The following is a 16624-nucleotide window of genomic DNA, read 5'->3' on the forward strand; positions in this document are numbered from 1 at the left end:
CCGTCAGGAACGATGAGCGTCCGTCGTCGGCCCGCCGCGTCCCGGCGGGTCAACGGCGGACGCGCCGACGTGCGCTGCGGACGAGCTGCTGGGCCGCGAGGTGCCCCGAACCGCCGCCGAGGCCGGGTCCGGGGTGGGTGGAGGAGCCGATGTGCCACAGCCCGGGTACGGGCGTGGCGTGCCGGGGCGCACTGGGCAGCGGGCGCCACAGCAGGCTCTGGTCGAGTTCCGCCGAGCCCCCGTACGGGTCGCCGGCCACCGCGTTGGGGTTGTAGGCGGCCAGGTCGCGGGGGGTGACGGCGTCCCAGGCGACCACCTTGCCCGGCAGGTCGGGGGCGTGCCGGGCGATGCGCTCCAGCACCCGGTCGACGTAGCCCTCGGTCAGGGACTTCGTCCAGCCGCCGGTGACATCCAGTTCACCGGCCGCGTCGCCGGACGGCGCGTAGGGCACTTCCTGGAGCTGGATCCACAGGGCGGCGGCCCCCTGCGGCACCCGCGGCGGGTCGAGCACGTACTGCTGGCCGACGACCACCGTGGGCCTGCGCGGCAGCAGGCCGGCCTCGGCCTCCGCGCACGCGATCCCCGTGCTCGCGGACCCGTCGCTCAGGTGCAGCACCGGCAGCCCGGCCAGGCGGTCGTCCCGCCAGCCGGGCGGGGCGGAGAGTGCGACGTGGATCTGCATCGCGGCGCGGCCGTAGCGGAAGCGCCGCGCCTGGCCGCGGACCGCGGGCGGCAGCGGGACGTCCTGCGGCAGCAGTTCCCCGTACAGCGCGGTCGGGGTCACCGAGGCGAGCACGGCGCGCCGCGCGTGGATGGTCTCGTCACCGCTGACCACCCCGGTGACCCGGCCGCCGGTGACGACCAGCCGCCGCACCGGCTGCCCGGTGCGGACGTCCACGCCCATCTCGGCGAGCAGCGTCTCGAAGGCGCGGACGAGGTTGCGGACACCGCCCGCCACCAGCGGCAGGCCGAAGCCGTGCAGCGAGGACGCCACCACGGGCAGGAGAAGGCCGCCGCCGGCGTGGTCCGGGCACAGGCCCGTGTGCAGCAGCCACGGCGTCCACAGAAGATCGGCCTCGTCGCCGCGGAACGTGCTGCGGCAGTACGAACGGCCGCTGGTGAGCGCGGCGCGCAGCCACGCCTCGGTGCCGGTGAACCGTTCCCGGCGCAGCATCTTCGCGATGTTCTTCAGCATCCCCGGCGAGCGGGGTTCTCCGCCGAGCATGCCGCCGATGGCGTCGGCGTTGTCGAGGAACCTGCGCAGCATGGCGAGGTAGGCGGCGCGGTCCTCGGCGCGGGCGAACGCCTCCGCCGTCACCACGGCGTCGCGGTGGGCGAGGACGGTGCGGCCGTCGTCGGCGACGGTGCCGGTGACGAAGCCGTCGGTGTTGCGGAACTCCAGACCGTGCCGGTGCAGATCCTCCCCGAGGGCGGCGTAGGCCGCTCCGGACACGAAGAGCGGCTGCCACGAGGCGTAAGTGTCGTGCAGGAAGCCGGGCACGGTCCGCTCCTCGGTGGCGAGGAAGCCGCCCAGCCGCTCGCCCCCTTCCACCAGGGCCACCGACCAGCCCTCCTTGGCCAGTTCGGTGGCGGCGACGAGGCCGTTCACACCGGAACCGACGACGACGGCATCGACGGTGCGGGGCATCCGTGCTCCTCGGGTTCGTCGCTCGCTCAGGGGCAGCCGCTCACTGCCCGTCCTCCAGCCTGCACGTCGCGCTGCGCAGCCGCACCCGGAGACCCGGCGCGCGACACCCCGCTCCGCCGTGTCCGGCGCCCGGCGCGTGGCCCCTTGAGATCCCGTTGGCCGACAGCCGATCGGCGGCCTCGCCCTCCTGGTCCCGGCCTGGTGCCGGGAGCAGGCCGTGGACCGGCCGGGCGCGTCCGGCGGGTTCACGGCCCCGCAGGAGACGAGGGCTGCAGTGCCGAGCGGTCGCACCGGCGCGCAGGGACTCACTCCACCGCGGTCGCCGCCGACGGCCGCCGGGTCTCGGCCGCTCCCATGCCGGCCACCGCGGCCAGCAGGATCGCCGTGCCCAGCACGGTCGCGGGCGCCGGCCGCTCGCCGAGGACCCCGATCGCGACCGCCGTGGCCGAGACGGGCTCGATGAGGGCGATCACCGAGACCGTGGCCGGCAGCAGGACCGCCGCGCCCGCGAAGTACAGCCCGTACGCGAGCGCGGTGGGCACCGCGGCGACATACAGCAGCAGCGGCAGCGCGACGGTCAGGGTGTCGTGGCGCGGCAGCGGTCCCTCGGCCGCGGCGAGCGGAAGCACCACCGCCGCGCAGACCGCGAAGGACCACAGCGATGCCGACGCGGGGTCCTCGGCCTGCCCGCGGCGGGCGGCGTGCCGGGTCAGCAGGGTGACGGCGGCGTAGCCCGCCCCGGAGGCCAGCGCGAGGGCGACGCCGCCCGGGCGCACGGTCGTGTCGCCGCCTCCGCCCAGAACGATGACGGCGAGTCCGGCCAGGGCCGCGGTGACGCCCCAGGCGCCGCCGCGGCCGATGCGTTCGCCGGTCCACAGCCGCTCGCCGAGGGCGATGAGCACAGGCCCGGATCCGAGGGTGACGACGGTGGCGACGGCGAGGCCGGTGGTGGCGACGGCCATGAAGTACGCGGTCTGAAAGGCCGTCAGCCCGAGACCGATGAGCAGCGTGCGCGCGCCGGGGCGGCGCGGCCGGGTCGCGCCCAGGACGGCGCGGGCTGCGAGCAGCAGCGCGCAGCCGCCGACGGAGCGCCAGAAGGTGAGGGCGAAGGGGCCGAGCCCGGTGCGGTCGTACAGCACGGAGGCGGCGGCGCCCGCGGTGCCCCACGCGGTGGCGGCGAGGGTGACGTAGAGCAGGCCCCGCCGGACCGGCAGGGCAGGGGACATGGACACGAGGGTGCTCCCGCGTAAGGAATGAGGTGGTCGTGTGCTCCCGTGTGCGGGCAGCGGCCACCTGCCCGGGGACGTGCCCGGGCCGGGTCTTCCGTGGGTGCGCCGTCCGCCTTAAGCGGCGGGCGGCGGGGGGAGAACGGTGTGTCGCACGGCACCGACCCTATACGAGCCGCGCCTTGTCCTGGGGTTCGGTGGCGGCGGCGTCCGCGTCGGCCGCCGGGACCGCGGCGGCGACCACGGTCGTCGTCCCCCGCTTCTTCGCGGTCTGCGCGACGAAGGCGCCCGCGAGGACGAGGACGCCGCCGAGGACCTGCGGGGCGCCGAGGTGCTCGTCGAGCAGGATCCAGGCGAGGACCGTGCCGACGACCGCCTCCAGGCAGGCGACGACACCGGCGACCTGCGGCGACAGCCGCCGTACGGCGAGCACGCCGGTGAGGTAGGCGACAACGGTGGCCACCAGCACGATCCAGCCGACGAGCAGCAGCGCGGGCACGGACACCTCGCCCATGTCGGCGCGGTGGGTGAGCACGGTCCAGTCCATCCGCCAGGGGCGGGAGGTGACGGTCAGTACGAGGGCGCCGATGAGCAGTCCGTACGCGATGACGGCGACGGGGTCGGGCGCGTCCTCGCCGTCGCTGCCGTGGTCGGCCAGGACGAAGTAGCTGACCTGGCAGCAGGCGGCCCCGAAGGCGAGCACGAGGCCCAGCGGGTCGAAGGCCAGCCCCGACCACACCTCGACCACGGCGGCCATGCCGCCGACGGCGAGCACCACGCCGACGGCCGCGGCCCTGCTGACCGCCTTGCGCTGCACGAAGCGCACCCAGCCGAGCAGCAGCGCGGGGCCCAGGAACTCCACGAGGATCGCGACGCCGACGGGGATGCGCGATATGGCCGCGAAGTAGAAGGCCTGCACACCGGCGACGCCGAGCAGCCCGAAGCCGGCCAGCACCGCGGGGCGGCGCAGCAGGAGGGTGCGGTGGCGCAGGACGACGGGCAGCATGAGGAGCGCGGCGCCGGCCACGCGCAGCCAGACCACGTGCAGCGGGTCCAGCCCCGCCTCGATCAGCGGCTTGGCCGCGACCCCCGAACCACCGAACGCGAACGCCGAGACGAGCGCGAGTCCGAGCCCGGTGTTCCTCCCCTGAGACACATGCATCGGGCCATGATGTCAGCTCGCGACAGGACCGTCACCCCAGTAGCGGCTGTCGTCACCGGCGCGTGGGGCCGGTGGACGCGCCGGCAGCCGTTCGGGGTCCACTCCGGCGGCGCGCAGCACCTCCACGGCCCGGCAGGCGGGGTCGGCCAGCAGCGCCGCCAGCAGGTCGCCGCCGTCGGCCTGCGCCGCACCCCGTTCATGGGCACGGGCGACCGCGGCGCCGATCGCCGTGCCGGCCGCCGGGCTCCAGCCGGGCGCGCCGAGGGGGGTGAGCACGGACAGGGCCCCGGAGTCCTCGACGGCGTCGCGCCACCGCATGCCGTAGCCGATGCTGCGCTGCACGAGGTAGCCCAGCACGCGGGCCGTCTGCGCGCCGCCCGCCCCGCCGTCGACCGCCTCGCGGGCACGCGGGTCGTTCTCCAGCAGGGAGTGCAGCAGGTGCGCGGTGTCGACGCGGTCGTCGCCGTCGCGCACCGCGCGGCGCCGCGCCCCGGCGGTCACCGAGCGCAGCTCCACCGTGAGCCGCAAGTCGTCCCTGTGCACGGTTCCCACCCCATCAGTTCTGCGGTCGCGCGGCATCGGCGCGCGGAGCCATTCGTCGCTACTCCTGCGGGTGGGCACACGCGGGCGACCGGTCCTCCTGAGGGATGACGGCGGCGGCCGGCGTCTCAGGGGCGGTGTGCCTCAGGGCCAGAGCAGGCCCCGCGTCCAGCCGCCGGGCGCCGCAGGATCGCGTGCGTAGCGCAGCCGGATGTGCTGCCCCGCGGGTCCGGCCTGCCAGAACTCGGCCTCGTCGGCGGCGAGCCGGTAGACGGTGTGCCCCTCGGGGACGTCCTCCGGGGCGGCGGCGATGTGCGCGGTGGCACGCCGCCGGGCTTGCTGGTAGGCGGCCGGGCCGTCCAGCGGCGCGCTCATCACGCCGGTGAACCCGGCGGCCCTGGAGGGCTCGCGGCGGCCGAGGAAGTCCCGGCGCGCGGTGTCCCGGTCCAGGATCTCCACCGGCCCGGCCGCCCTGATCTGCCGGCCGTGTTGGGGCCAGTACCAGGTGAGCGCGGCATACGGGTGCTCCGCCAGGTCGCGTCCCTTCCGGCTGGCCGCCTCGGAGGCGAAGTCGAAGGCGCAGCGCTCGATGTCGACGCCGCGCAGCAGGAGCACCCGGGCCGAGGGGCGGCCGTCGGCACCTGCCGTGGCGAGGGTCATGACATGCGGCTCCGGCACCCCGTCGTCCAGGGCGCGGGCCAGCCAGCGGGCGAACACCGGTCCGGGCGCGGGCCCGGCGGCGGCCGGGTCGAAGCCGGGGAGCGGGCCGGCCAGCACGGGGGCGGAACGCATGCGTTCGCGCAGGGAGTCGGCGGTCACGGGGGCGTCCTGGCCGGTTTCGCCGGGGACGCCGGGCTTGTCGTCGGTCACGTCATGATCCTCACACGCCACCGCCCGGCGCACACACGGTGCACCGGGCGGCCGCGCGCCTGTCCCCCTGTCAGGCCGGGAGGTGGAACTGCTGGTTGGTGCCGCCGGCGCAGGTCCAGATCTGCAGCCGGGCCGCGTTGGCCGTCGACTTGTCCGTGACGTCGAGGCACTTGCCGGAGGCGGGGTTCACCAGGGTGTCGCCGGTGCCGCGCTGCCAGACCTGGGCGCCGGTGCCGTTGCAGTCGTACAGCTGCACCTTGGTGCCGTTGGCGGTGCCGGCCGCGGTGAGGTCCATGCACTTGCCGAGGGCGCGGATGCTGCCGTCGGTGCCCACGGTCCACTGCTGGGCGGTGGTGCCGTTGCAGTCGTACATCTGGACGGCGGTGCCGTTGGCGCTGCTCGCGGCGGCGACGTCGACGCACTTGCCGCCGAGGCCGGTGATCTGGCCGGTGGAGCCGGTGGGCGGCGGGGTGGTGCCGCCTCCGGTGACGGTGTTGAAGATGCTGGAGAACTGCCAGGCGCTCTGCGGGGTGCCGCTGCAGGAGTCCGAGAGCTGGCCGTTGGTGGCGCAGGCCTTGTCGCGGCCGACCGCCCAGAAGGCGAGCTCCTGGATGCCCTTGGACTTGGCGAAGTTGGCGAGCGTGGTGGCGTTGCCGGTGGTGAAGGTCTCGGCGGTGGTGTCGTTGACCCCGATCATCGGGGTGTTGCCCTCCATCGCCCACAGCTGCGCGTCGGTCTTGGTGGTCCAGATCGCGCCGAGCTGGCTGCGCAGCGCGGTGGCGGCGTCGGTGGCGGCCTTGCCCATGTCCATGGCCGGTCCGTAGTCCATCGTCATGATGTTGACGAGGTTGACGTTCAGCCCGTTGCTCTTGGCGTTGTTCAGCAGGCTGATCGAGTTGGACTCCAGGCCGGTCGGGTTGACCGGGAGGGTGTACTGCACGTCGAGCTTGCGGCCGGCGGCGGCGTACTCCTGCTGGAGCTGGGCCAGCGCCTTGTTGCGGCGGTCGTTGGCGGCGGTGTTGTCGAGCTGGCCGCCCTCGACGTCGAGGTCGATGCGGGTGAGGTTGAGGGCGTCGACGACCTTCTTGTACTGGGCCTTCAGCGAGGCGACGCTCGTACAGGAGACGCCGATCTCGGTGCCGGAGGCGCCGCCGAAGGAGGCGATGACGTCGCCGCCCGCGGACCGCAGGGAGTTGATCGCCGAGGTCCAGCCGGCGTCGGTGACCGGTGTGTCGCCGTTGAACATGGCGTTGCAGCCACCGCCGTCGATGACGAAGGCCAGCGTGAAGTACTTCAGGCCGGTGGCGTTGCGGGCATTGGCCATCGCCGAGGGCGAGTTCCAGGTCTCGACGTACGGCGCGGCGTACTGGGCGGGGAAGCCGGGGCCGGGGTTGGCGGCGGCGCTCGCCGAGCCGCCGGTGGCGACGACGGCGGTGGCGGCCATGGCCAGGACGGCGGGGGCGGCTGCGAGGGCTCTGACGGCGGTCTTCAGCACAGGACGACTCCTGTCGTGGGCGCGGGGTGGGGTGCGCGCTGTGGGGGGGTGGTGCGCCGCGGGGACGGCGTGGGGGGCTTGACAGCTGTTCATGTAGGTGAACAACACCCCACTACATGAACAGCTGATGGCCGATGACGGTATGGACTAGACCAGCTCCGCGTCAACCCCCTGCGCCCGTGGGATTCCACGGGCCGTCAGGGCACCGCCGGTGGACGCGGGCGCGCCGGGGAGCGGGGCCGCCGCCGCCGTGCGAGCGGCGGCCCCGCCTCGGCCGGGTCCCGCCTGGCTAGGGACCCGAGACCAGGTTGGCCACGTTGGAGCCGGAGTTGGACGGTCCTCCGGTGTTGTTGATCACGTGGCTGATGGTGCCGGTGCCGCCGAGCGAGACGGTCACCATGTCGTGGAAGCGGACCCCGCTCACGGCCGGCGCCTCGAAGGCGCGGTCGGCGACCACGGACGGGTTGACGTTGAAGTAGCAGTAGCTGCCCAGGCCCCAGGCCTCGTGGCTGGTGACGGAGGGGCTGACCTTGTAGGCGTCGTAGCCGCGCACCGAACCGTTCATCCAGGAGGCCTGGTTGGGCGGGTCGTACGGCATCTCGTTCTGGAAGAAGTACGTGCGGCCGCCGTTGCCGTTCCAGATCACCTGGTGCTGCTGGTAGTGCTCCACGAACAGGCCGTACATCGTCACATTGGTGCCGTTGACGATCAGGCCGTTGGTGGCGGTGTTGCTGGTCCAGCCGACACCGCTGCCGTGGTCGGCGCGCCACAGCCACATGTGGTCGCCGATGACGTCGGAGCTGTTGACCACCAGGCTCTGCGTGGCCTTGCCGACGCCCGCGCCGCCGATGCGGAAGAACACGTCGTGCAGCGAGGTCGGGTCGGCGGTGTGCCGCGCGGCGGAGCCGGCCGGGCCGACCTGCATCAGCGTCTGGGAGTTGGTCGTGCCGGCGTCGATCAGCAGACCGGCGATCTTCACGCCGTCCACGTCGGCCACGTTGACCGCCGTGATGCCGTTGTCCGGGACGATGGTCGCCAGGCCCAGGCCCAGCACCACGGTGTCGGCCCGGTTGATGTTGAGCGTCTGGTTGAGGTGGTAGACGCCGGGCGTGAACAGCAGGTTCTTGCCCTGGGCGAGCGCGCCGTTGATGTCCGTCGCGGTGGCACCGGGCTTGACGATGAAGAACTGGTCGATCGGCAGCGAGCTGCCCGCCGGGTTGCCGCCCGCCCAGCTCGTGCCCTGGCTGTTGGTGCGCAGCGCCGGCACGAAGACCTGGTACGCGCCGGCCGAGTCCACGTACAGGAACGGCTTCTCACGCGTCACCGGGGACTGCGCGACCGTGGTGTAAGGCGGGCTCGGGAAGGTGTTCGCCGGGGCGCCCACATCGCCGACGAAGACCATGTTCCAGTTGGAGCCCGTCCAACTGCCCCACTGGCTGTTGCGCGACAGCCACTGCTGCTGCGAGCCGGAGCGCACCTGTCCGTCGATCTTGGAGTCGGCGATCAGACCGCCGCTGGACCAGCCGCCGTCGTCCAGCTGCAGGTTGCCGCGGACGTGCATGCGCCGGTACGGGGCCGCCTGCGAGACCGCCCAGCGGTCGGTGCCGCTCGACGGGTTGACGGAGAGGTTCTCGGCCGAACGCCAGAAGTTCTGGGTGGCGTTGCCCTGGAACCAGTCGGCCTCGGCGTGGACCGCGCCGTTGATGGTGACGGCGTCGGGGGACAGGCCGAGGCCGGCGACCTGGGTGTAGAACCCTACGTTGGCATCGACGTTGTAGCTGCCCGGCTTGAACAGCAGGGCGTAGCGCTGCGAGCCGAACTGGTTGGACTCCTGCTGGCCGAAGACCTGACTGAGCCTGCTCTGGATGGACGCCGAGGACATCGACGGGTCGAAGACGGAGACGTTGGGGCCGAAGTCGGGAGTGCCCGGCGGGTTCGTCGGGCCGTCGGTGGACCCGAGGCTGAACGACTGGGCCGCCGTGCCGTTGCAGGTGTACTGCTGCATGCGCACGGCGTCCGCGGTGGACGCCGACGGCACGTCGAGGCACTTGCCGCTGTTGCGGTTGACGAAGTGGAAGGTGCCGCCGGCCTCCTCCACCGGCAGCCACTGCTGGTTGGCGCCGGACGAGTACGACCAGAGCTGGATCGGGGCGGCGTCGGCGGTGGAGACGTCGGTGACGTCCCACGACTTGGTCGCGTCGTTGCGGTTGTTGACCCGCACGTATCCGTCGCTCGTGGCCTGGAACTGCCACTGCTGCGCGGTGGTGCCGTTGCAGGCGTACTGCTGGACGGCGGTGCCGTTGGCGGTGGCCGCGGCGGCGGCGTCGACGCACTTGCCGCTGTGCTTGGCGGCGACCGTCACCCAGCCGGTGGGGACGGCGGCCTGGGCCTGGGGGGCGAGCACGACGGCGGACAGGCCCGAGGCGACCAGCGCGCCGAGGGCGAACGGTATGACGCGGCGCCGGATCCGGCTGCGGCCGGGGGCGTCCGGAGACGGTGCTCCGAGGATTCTCATGGATGCTCCTGTGCCGCGCGGGGCGCGGCGCCGTGGGGGGGCGGGCATGCCGAATCGGGCGCCGGCATGCAGGAGTGTGAGGTGCTGTGCGGAGTGCGACGAAGTGACACGGGCTTCACCGGACAGGCAACGTCCGGCTGCGACAGCGGCTGAAAGGTCTGGACAACCTTTCTTCACGGCGTGAAGTTAGGCTCATGGAAGGGACACGTCAAGAGGTGGCGCTACGGATTCCGAACTCGCGCCGATCCGTGGTAAAGACTCGACTCCCCCCGCACACGCGGTGTTTGAGCAGCCCAAACACCGGGCATCCGGGTCTCCCCCGGCCCCGCCCGCCGTTGGCGCACGCTGATCAACACTTGAAGACAGACCCCCGCACGGCGTCACGCGCGGCTCCGGCGCCCACGACCGGTACCGCACCGACTGGTCTGTACCAAAGTCTTGACGGGGACCTTCTTTCACTCCTTAAATCACAACGTTGACAAAGGTCTCCCCACGGATCCCCCCACCGCGCCACCGTTCAACGCCGTGCACCGCCCTTCACCCTCACCGGCGCCCCCACCCACGCACGCCGACACGGGAAGGACCCCCCATGACCGCTCTCACCGCCGCAGGCCGGCGCGCCGCCGGCCGCCTGTTACTGCTGCTCGCCGTACTCCTCGGCGTCACCGCCGCCCCCGCCGTCACCGGCCACGGCGCCGCGGCCGCCACCCCGTTCAAGGTGATCGCCTTCTACAACGGCACCTACGACGCGGCCCACATCAACTTCGTCGGCGAGGCCAACCGCTGGTTCCCGCAGCAGGCCGCCGCCAACGGCTTCACGTACACCTCGACCAACAACTGGAACCTGCTGGCCGACAGCAACGCGCTGAAGCAGTACCAGGTCGTCCTCTTCCTCGACGACGCCCCGCAGACCGCCGCCCAGCGCGCCGGCTTCGAGTCCTACATGCGGGGTGGCGGCGGCTGGCTGGGCTTCCACGTCTCGGCGTTCACGACCAGCGCGTCCAGCTGGCCCTGGTACTACAACCAGTTCCTGGGCAGCGGGAACTTCGCCACGAACACCTGGGGCCCCACCACCGCCGTGCTGCGCGTCGAGGACCGCACCCACCCCTCGACCGTGCACCTGCCCGCGACGTTCACCTCCGCCGTCAGCGAGTGGTACAGCTGGAGCAACGACCTGCGCAACAACCCGGACATCGACATCCTGGCGTCCGTCGACCCGGTCAGCTTCCCGCTGGGCACGGACCCCAACCAGTCCTGGTACAGCGGCTACTACCCGATCCTGTGGACGAACAACAAGTACCGGATGCTGTACGCCAACTTCGGCCACAACGCGATGAACTACGACACGAACACCGGCCTGTCGTCGACCTTCGCGAGCGCCACCCAGAACACCTTCCTCCTCGACGGCCTCAAGTGGCTCGGCACCGGCTCCACCGGCGACCCGAACCCGCCCACCGGCACCCTGCCCAGCGGCTGGGCGACGGTCGCCGCCAAGCACAGCGGCAAGTGCGTCGACGCCGCCGCCGCGGCCACCGCCAACGGCACCGCCGTCCAGCAGTACGCCTGCAACGGCACCACCGCGCAGGACTGGCAGTTCCAGGCGACCAGCGACGGCTACTACCGCGTCAACAACCGCAACGACGCGACCAAGTCCTGGGACGTCACCGGCGTCTCCACCGCGGACGCCGCCAAGATCCAGCTCTGGTCGTACTCCAACGGGGCCAACCAGCAGTGGCTGCCCGTCGCGGAGACCGGCGGCACCTTCCACTTCGTCAACCGCAACAGCGGCAAGTGCCTCGACGTGCCGTCGGCGTCCACCGCCGACGCCGCGCGCATGCAGCAGTACACCTGCAACGGCACCGCCGCCCAGTCCTTCCAGCTGACCGCCCGGTCCTGACACCGGTCGGTCGCATCAGGCCGTCCGTACCCGGTAACCGGGTACGGACGGCCGGCGCACCGTCCGTACGACGGACTCCTCCTCGGCGTGCCAGGAGTGGTCCACCCCGCGTCGCGCGCTCCTCGCCCTTCGGGTGCCCCCCGCACGTGATCTCCACGTCCGTGGTGTGCCGGGGGTCGCCGGCCTCCTTGAGGTCGCCCAGGAGCCATCCGCGGTCCAAGGCCGCGTCCCGGCCCGCGTTGCCCACGTACACGCTGTCGTCCATGGCCGGACGCCAACACCCCGCAGGCCGGGGGCCTGCTCCCCCGCACCGCCTCAGCGGAAGGCGGCGGCGTTGCGCGCCGCCCAGGCCGCGAACGGCGTCGCGGGGCGGCCCAGCAGTGCGTCGGTGTCGGGGCTGACGCGCCGCTCCTCGGGCAGCGGCTCGCCCAGGATGTCCAAGGTGCCGTCCGCGACGGCCTCCGGCATGAAGCGCAGCAGGCCCGACCGGGCCTCCTCCCGGCTCAGTTCGACAAAGCGCAGCGCAGTGCCCAGTGCCTCGCCAATGGCCGCCGCCTGCTCGCGCGGCGAGACGGGCACCGGTCCCGTCACCTCGTAGGTGCGTCCCGCGTGGGACCCGTCGCGCAGGAGGACCGCCGCGGCCGCGGCGATGTCGGCGGGGTCGACGACGGGGAGTGCGACGTCCGCGAAGGGCGCGGCCACCGTGCGCGCCGTGCGCACCGACTCCCTCCAGGCGAAGGCGTTGGAGGCGAAACCGCCGCTCCGCAGGACCGTCCAGTCGGTGCCGGACTCGCGCACCGCGGCCTCGAAGGCGCGCAGCGGCTCGTGCGAGACCGCCTGCGGGCGGGTGCCGGCGGCCTGCGAGGAGAGCAGTACGACGCGGCGCACTCCGGCGGCCTTGGCGGCGCCGACGAGGTCGTACGGGCGGCCGCCGGGGGCGAGGAGGTCCCCGGCCGGCAGGAGGAACAGCGTCCCGGCGCCGTCCAGCGCCGCGCTCAGTTCCTCCGGGGCCGTCAGGTCGACCTTCCTGTGGCGTACTCCGGAGGGGAGTCCGTCCGGCGCGGGACTCCGACGGGACAGTGCCGTCACCTGCTCGCCCGCCGCGGCGAGCGCCCGCACGAGCGGCTGTCCGACGTTCCCCGTGGCACCTGTCACTGCGATCATCTTCGGCTCCGTTCCGGCCCGTTGACTGCGACCCGACGAAGCTAACAGCGCAGGTATAGTAGGTACCTAGAGGATAGTGACTATCCACATTCCGGCACATCAGCCGAGCCCCGACGGAGGCGCCCCGATGAGCAGCCCGTCCGCCCGCAGCGCCCCGTCGCCGGCCACCGACCCCACGCTGGCCTGCCCGATCAGCCCGGTCGTCGACATGGTCTTCAGCCGCTGGACCACCCCGGTCCTGTGGACCCTGCACGCCCACGGCCGGCAGCGTTTCGTGGAACTCCAGCGCCGCATCGGCGCGGTCACCCCGAAGGTCCTGACGCAGCGGCTGCGCCAGCTGGAGCGCGACGGCCTGGTGGTCCGCACGTACCACCCCGAGGTTCCGCCGCGCGTCGAGTACGAGATCAGCGAACTGGGCGGCAGCCTGGCCCCGTTGTTCGCGTCGCTCGCGCACTGGTCGCAGGCGCACATGGGCGAGGTGGACGAGGCGCGGACCGCTTACGACGACGACACGCGCTGATGCGCGCCGGCACGCCGGACGCCGGGGACCACGGGGGCGGTGCGGCCCGCGGTCCCCGGCGCGCCGCACCTAACGCAGCACCACGTCGGCGCTCTTGTCCCCCGCGGTGAAGGTGTACGTGCCCCGCTCGACGCGCGGCGTTCCCGAGCCGTCGATGTCCCCGGGAGTGACCGCGAGCGCGCTCTTGGCGAAGTCCAGCCGGACGGTCCGGTGCTCGCCGGCCCTCAGGTGGACCTTCGTGAACGCCACGAGCTTGCGCGCGGGCGCCAGCACGTCGCTGACCGGCCGCGACGCGTAGACCGGGACCACCAGGTCACCGTCGCGCGCACCGGTGTTGGAGACCGTCACCTTGACGCCCTTGGTGTCGGCGGTGAGGGCGTCGAAGCTGTACGTGGTGTACGACAGGCCCGCGCCGAAGGCGTAGAGCGGGTCGTAGGACGACTCCGGACCGCCGTTGGTGCCCGGCAGCTGCTGGTAGTACATCGGCTCGTCGCCGATGTTCCGCGGCCAGGACACCGGCATCCGGCCGCTCGGGTTCACCTTGCCGAAGAGCACGTCGGCGACGGCGTGGCCGCCCTCGGTGCCCGGCAGCCAGGACATCAGCAGGCCCTGCGTGCCCTCGGCGTCGCCCAGCACCAGCGGGCGGCCGGCGACGACGACGGTGACGACCGGCTTGCCGCTCGCCTTCAGGGACTTCACCAGCGCCTGCTGATCGGCCGCCAGTTCCGGGCGCGGGCTGTCCGCGGCACCCTCGGCGGCGGCCTTCTCGCCGACCACGACGATCGTGAGGTCCGCGTTCTTCGCCTGGGCGACGGCGTCGTCGGCGGTCTTGGCCTGCACCACCTCGGTGCCGGCGGGCGCGGCCTCGCGGATGCCCTTGAGGATGGTCGTGCCGGGCAGCGTCACCCCGTCGGGCACGCCCTGCCAGCCGATGGTCCAGCCGCCCGCCTGGTCGTTGATGTCGTCGGCGTAGGAACCGGCGACGACGATCCGCTTGGCGGAAGGGCTGACCGGCAGCACGCCGCCCTCGTTGCGCAGCAGCACCTGCGACTCGGCGGCGGCGGTGCGCGCCAGGCCCGTGTCGGCACCGTTCACCGCGGCGTCGGCCTTGGCGGCGTCGACGTACGGGTGCTCGAAGAGGCCGAGTTCGAACTTCATCTTGAGGATGCGGCTCACGGCCTCGTCGATCCGGCGCTGCGACACCAGGCGGCGGTCGACGGCGGTCCGCAGGCCCTGGCTCCACTCCTTGGCGAAGTACGGCTCCATGGCCATGTCGAGGCCCGCGTTGACGGCCAACGCGATCGCCTCGGGGTAGTCGGCGGCGATCTTGTAGCGGGTCTGCAGGGCGCGGACGTCCTCCCAGTCGCTGACGGTCACGCCCTTGAAGCCCCACTGCTGCCGCAGCACCTTGGTGAGCAGATACGTCGACGCGGTGGCCGGAACGCCGTTGACCGCACCGGAGTTGACCATGACGGACTTGGCGCCCGACTGCACGGCCTGCTTGTAGGAGGGCAGCAGGGTGTCCTGGAGATAGCGGATCGAGACGTCGGCCGGCACGCGGTCGTGGCCGTTGGCCGGCTCGGAGTAGCCGCCGAAGTGCTTGACGGTGGCGGCCACCCGCTTGGCGCCCTTGGCGTGCTCGGCGCCGTCGACCGCGGCGGCGGCCAGGGTGCCGGCGAGCAGCGGGTCCTCGCCGTACGTCTCGTAGTAGCGGCCCCACCGCTGGTCGCGGGCGAGGTCGGCGACGGGGGCGAAGTTCCAGTCGATGCCGGTGGCGGCGACGGCGCGGGCCGTGGCGGCGGCGGAGTCGTGCACCGTGCCCGGGTCCCAGGTGGCGCCCAGGCCGATCTGGTGCGGGAAGATCGTGGCGCCGAGCACGTTGTTGTGGCCGTGCACCCCGTCCACGCCGTACACGATCGGAATGTGCAGCCGTGAGTTGGTGATGGCGTACTTCTGCACGGCGTTGACCATCGTGGCCCAGTCCTGCGGCGTGTTCTTCGCGGGGGCCATGCCGCCGCCGGAGATCACCGAGCCGACCGGGTAGTCGGCGAGGACGGTCTTCATGCAGCTCTCGTTGAGCGCGCCGCCGCTCCATTCGCAGTCGCCCTGGATCCGGGCGACTGCGATCTGGTCCATCTGGCCGATCTTCTCGTCCAGCGTCATGCGCTTGAGGAGGTCCTTCACGCGCAGGTCCACCGGGGCGCCGGCCCGCGTGTAGAGCGGGCCGTCGGCTTGGGCGGGCACGGACGCGACGGCAGCGGCGCAGGCGGCCGCCGTCGCGAGGACGACGAGGTTTCTCAGTCGTGAGCGAGTGAGGCGTGTGCGCGGTTCGTTCGCAGGCATCGCAGGCATCCCGTTCCTGTCCGGCCCCGTAGGGGCGCTGGCCGTAAACGTTTCCGGCTGCTGTCGCCCCTAGAGCCTGACGCTGACATGACATATCGTCAAGACGGTGAGCGCGCCGCGGAACACCGAAGACCCCGCCCCCGTCCCCCCGCCCCAGAGCGCCACCGCCGTCACCCTGCGCGAACTGGCCCGGCGCAGCGGAGTGTCCACCGCGACGGTCTCCCGAGCGCTCAACGACCGGGCCGACGTCAGCCGGGCCACCCGCGAACGCATCCGCCGGCTCGCCGGCGAACTCGGCTACGCCCCCAACGAACCGGCCCGCACCCTGGTCCGCCGCCGCTCGGACACCATCGGCCTGCTGTGGGACACCTGGCACGAGTCCCAGGGACTGCACCACCCCTTCCTGCAAGGGCTGCTGAGCTCGGTGCGCACCGCCCTGTCCGACGCCGGCTACCACCTGATGCTGCTGACGACGGCGGGCCCCGGCGACCCCGACGGGGTGTACGTCCAGGCCGTGCGCCGGCACAGCCTGGAGGGCGTCATCGTCATGGGGCGCCCCGCCGACGACCGCGCCCTGCGTGTGCTCGCCGCCTCCGGGACCCCCTGCGCCGGCCTCGACGTCACCCTCGACGGCCCGCGCACGGCGAGCGTCACCTCCGACAACGCCGCGGGCGCCGGGACGGCCGTGGCCCATCTGCACGCCCTCGGCCACCGCAGGATCGCCACCGTCACCGGACCGCCCGAACTCCCGCCCGCCGCCGGGCGGCTGGCCGGCTTCCGCTCCGCGTGCGCCCGTCTCGGGCTCCCCGCACCCCAGGAGTACGTGGTCACCGGTGACTTCTTCCTGGAGAGCGGCCGCCGCGCCGTGCACCGCCTGCTCGCGCTGCCCGAGCCCCCGACCGCCCTGTTCGCGGCGGGCGACCTCATGGCCGTCGGCGCCCTGCGCGCCGCCGCCGAGGCCGGCCGGTCCGTACCCCGCGACCTGGCCGTGGTCGGCTTCGACGACATTGACGCCGCGACCCTCGTCAGCCCCGCACTGACGACCGTCGCACAGGACCGCAACGCCCTCGGCGCAGCCGCCGTCGCCGCCCTGCGCGACCTGCTCGGCCCGGGTCCGGCGGAGCGTCCCGCCCCCTCGGTGGTGCCGACCCGCCTGGTGGTCCGCGGCAGCTGCGGGGCCGCGCTGGCCTGACCACCCGTCACCCGTCCGTCGGGATTGCGGCATTCACACGGTGTGCCCGGGT

At 73.0% G+C, this 16624-nt stretch carries 12 protein-coding genes and 1 pseudogene; 3 read left to right on the forward strand and 10 right to left on the reverse strand.

The annotated features are described in order from the left end of the window. Window positions 1-49: 49 nt before the first annotated feature. The 7 genes from ABZ883_RS32375 to ABZ883_RS32405 all read right to left on the reverse strand — a co-directional run bounded on the left by ABZ883_RS32375 (window position 50) and on the right by ABZ883_RS32405 (window position 9456). Window positions 50-1648: an NAD(P)/FAD-dependent oxidoreductase gene (locus tag ABZ883_RS32375; RefSeq protein WP_360912528.1), complete on the reverse strand. Its 1599-nt coding sequence runs from the start codon at window positions 1646-1648 to the stop codon at window positions 50-52. Between the two features lie 305 nt (window positions 1649-1953). Continuing rightward, window positions 1954-2874, reverse strand: a complete 921-nt coding sequence (locus ABZ883_RS32380; protein WP_360912530.1) for an EamA family transporter — start codon at window positions 2872-2874, stop codon at window positions 1954-1956. Between the two features lie 166 nt (window positions 2875-3040). Then, a complete protein-coding gene (locus tag ABZ883_RS32385; RefSeq protein WP_360912532.1) occupies window positions 3041-4036 on the reverse strand; it encodes an EamA family transporter in 996 nt (331 codons plus the stop codon). A 12-nt stretch (window positions 4037-4048) separates the two neighbouring features. Continuing rightward, window positions 4049-4615 (reverse strand): Clp protease N-terminal domain-containing protein, encoded by a 567-nt coding sequence (locus ABZ883_RS32390; protein ID WP_360912699.1) that lies wholly within the window; start codon window positions 4613-4615, stop codon window positions 4049-4051. 105 nt (window positions 4616-4720) lie between these two features. Continuing rightward, on the reverse strand, window positions 4721-5446 hold the full coding sequence (locus tag ABZ883_RS32395; RefSeq protein ID WP_360912534.1) for a pyridoxamine 5'-phosphate oxidase family protein: 726 nt from the start codon (window positions 5444-5446) through the stop codon (window positions 4721-4723). A gap of 70 nt (window positions 5447-5516) precedes the next feature. Beyond that, complete coding sequence (locus ABZ883_RS32400; RefSeq protein WP_360912536.1) at window positions 5517-6941, reverse strand: ricin-type beta-trefoil lectin domain protein; 1425 nt, start codon at window positions 6939-6941, stop codon at window positions 5517-5519. A gap of 289 nt (window positions 6942-7230) precedes the next feature. Continuing rightward, entirely contained in the window at window positions 7231-9456 is a 2226-nt protein-coding gene (locus ABZ883_RS32405; protein WP_360912538.1) for an RICIN domain-containing protein, read from the reverse strand. Between the two features lie 589 nt (window positions 9457-10045). Here ABZ883_RS32405 and ABZ883_RS32410 point away from each other — a divergent pair. Then, window positions 10046-11353 (forward strand): ThuA domain-containing protein, encoded by a 1308-nt coding sequence (locus ABZ883_RS32410; protein ID WP_360912540.1) that lies wholly within the window; start codon window positions 10046-10048, stop codon window positions 11351-11353. Window positions 11354-11368: 15 nt separating this feature from the next. Here the strand turns inward: ABZ883_RS32410 and ABZ883_RS32415 are convergent. Further along, window positions 11369-11618, reverse strand: a pseudogene (locus ABZ883_RS32415) (hypothetical protein). Window positions 11619-11668: 50 nt separating this feature from the next. Beyond that, window positions 11669-12517 carry an NAD(P)H-binding protein gene (locus tag ABZ883_RS32420; protein WP_360912542.1) on the reverse strand — a complete coding sequence of 283 codons (849 nt, stop codon included), beginning with the start codon at window positions 12515-12517 and terminating at the stop codon, window positions 11669-11671. A 127-nt stretch (window positions 12518-12644) separates the two neighbouring features. Here ABZ883_RS32420 and ABZ883_RS32425 point away from each other — a divergent pair, with 127 nt between their 5' ends. Beyond that, window positions 12645-13037, forward strand: a complete 393-nt coding sequence (locus ABZ883_RS32425) for a helix-turn-helix domain-containing protein (RefSeq protein ID WP_360912544.1) — start codon at window positions 12645-12647, stop codon at window positions 13035-13037. Window positions 13038-13106: 69 nt separating this feature from the next. Here ABZ883_RS32425 and ABZ883_RS32430 read toward each other — a convergent pair whose 3' ends face one another. Then, window positions 13107-15380, reverse strand: a complete 2274-nt coding sequence (locus ABZ883_RS32430) for a glycoside hydrolase family 3 N-terminal domain-containing protein (RefSeq protein WP_360912546.1) — start codon at window positions 15378-15380, stop codon at window positions 13107-13109. A 106-nt stretch (window positions 15381-15486) separates the two neighbouring features. Between ABZ883_RS32430 and ABZ883_RS32435 the strand changes: the two genes are divergently transcribed. Continuing rightward, complete coding sequence (locus ABZ883_RS32435) at window positions 15487-16572, forward strand: LacI family DNA-binding transcriptional regulator (protein WP_360912548.1); 1086 nt, start codon at window positions 15487-15489, stop codon at window positions 16570-16572. The last annotated feature ends 52 nt before the right edge of the window (window positions 16573-16624 follow it).

It is taken from the genome of Streptomyces sp. NPDC046977 (genome assembly GCF_040644455.1).
Classification (GTDB): domain Bacteria; phylum Actinomycetota; class Actinomycetes; order Streptomycetales; family Streptomycetaceae; genus Actinacidiphila.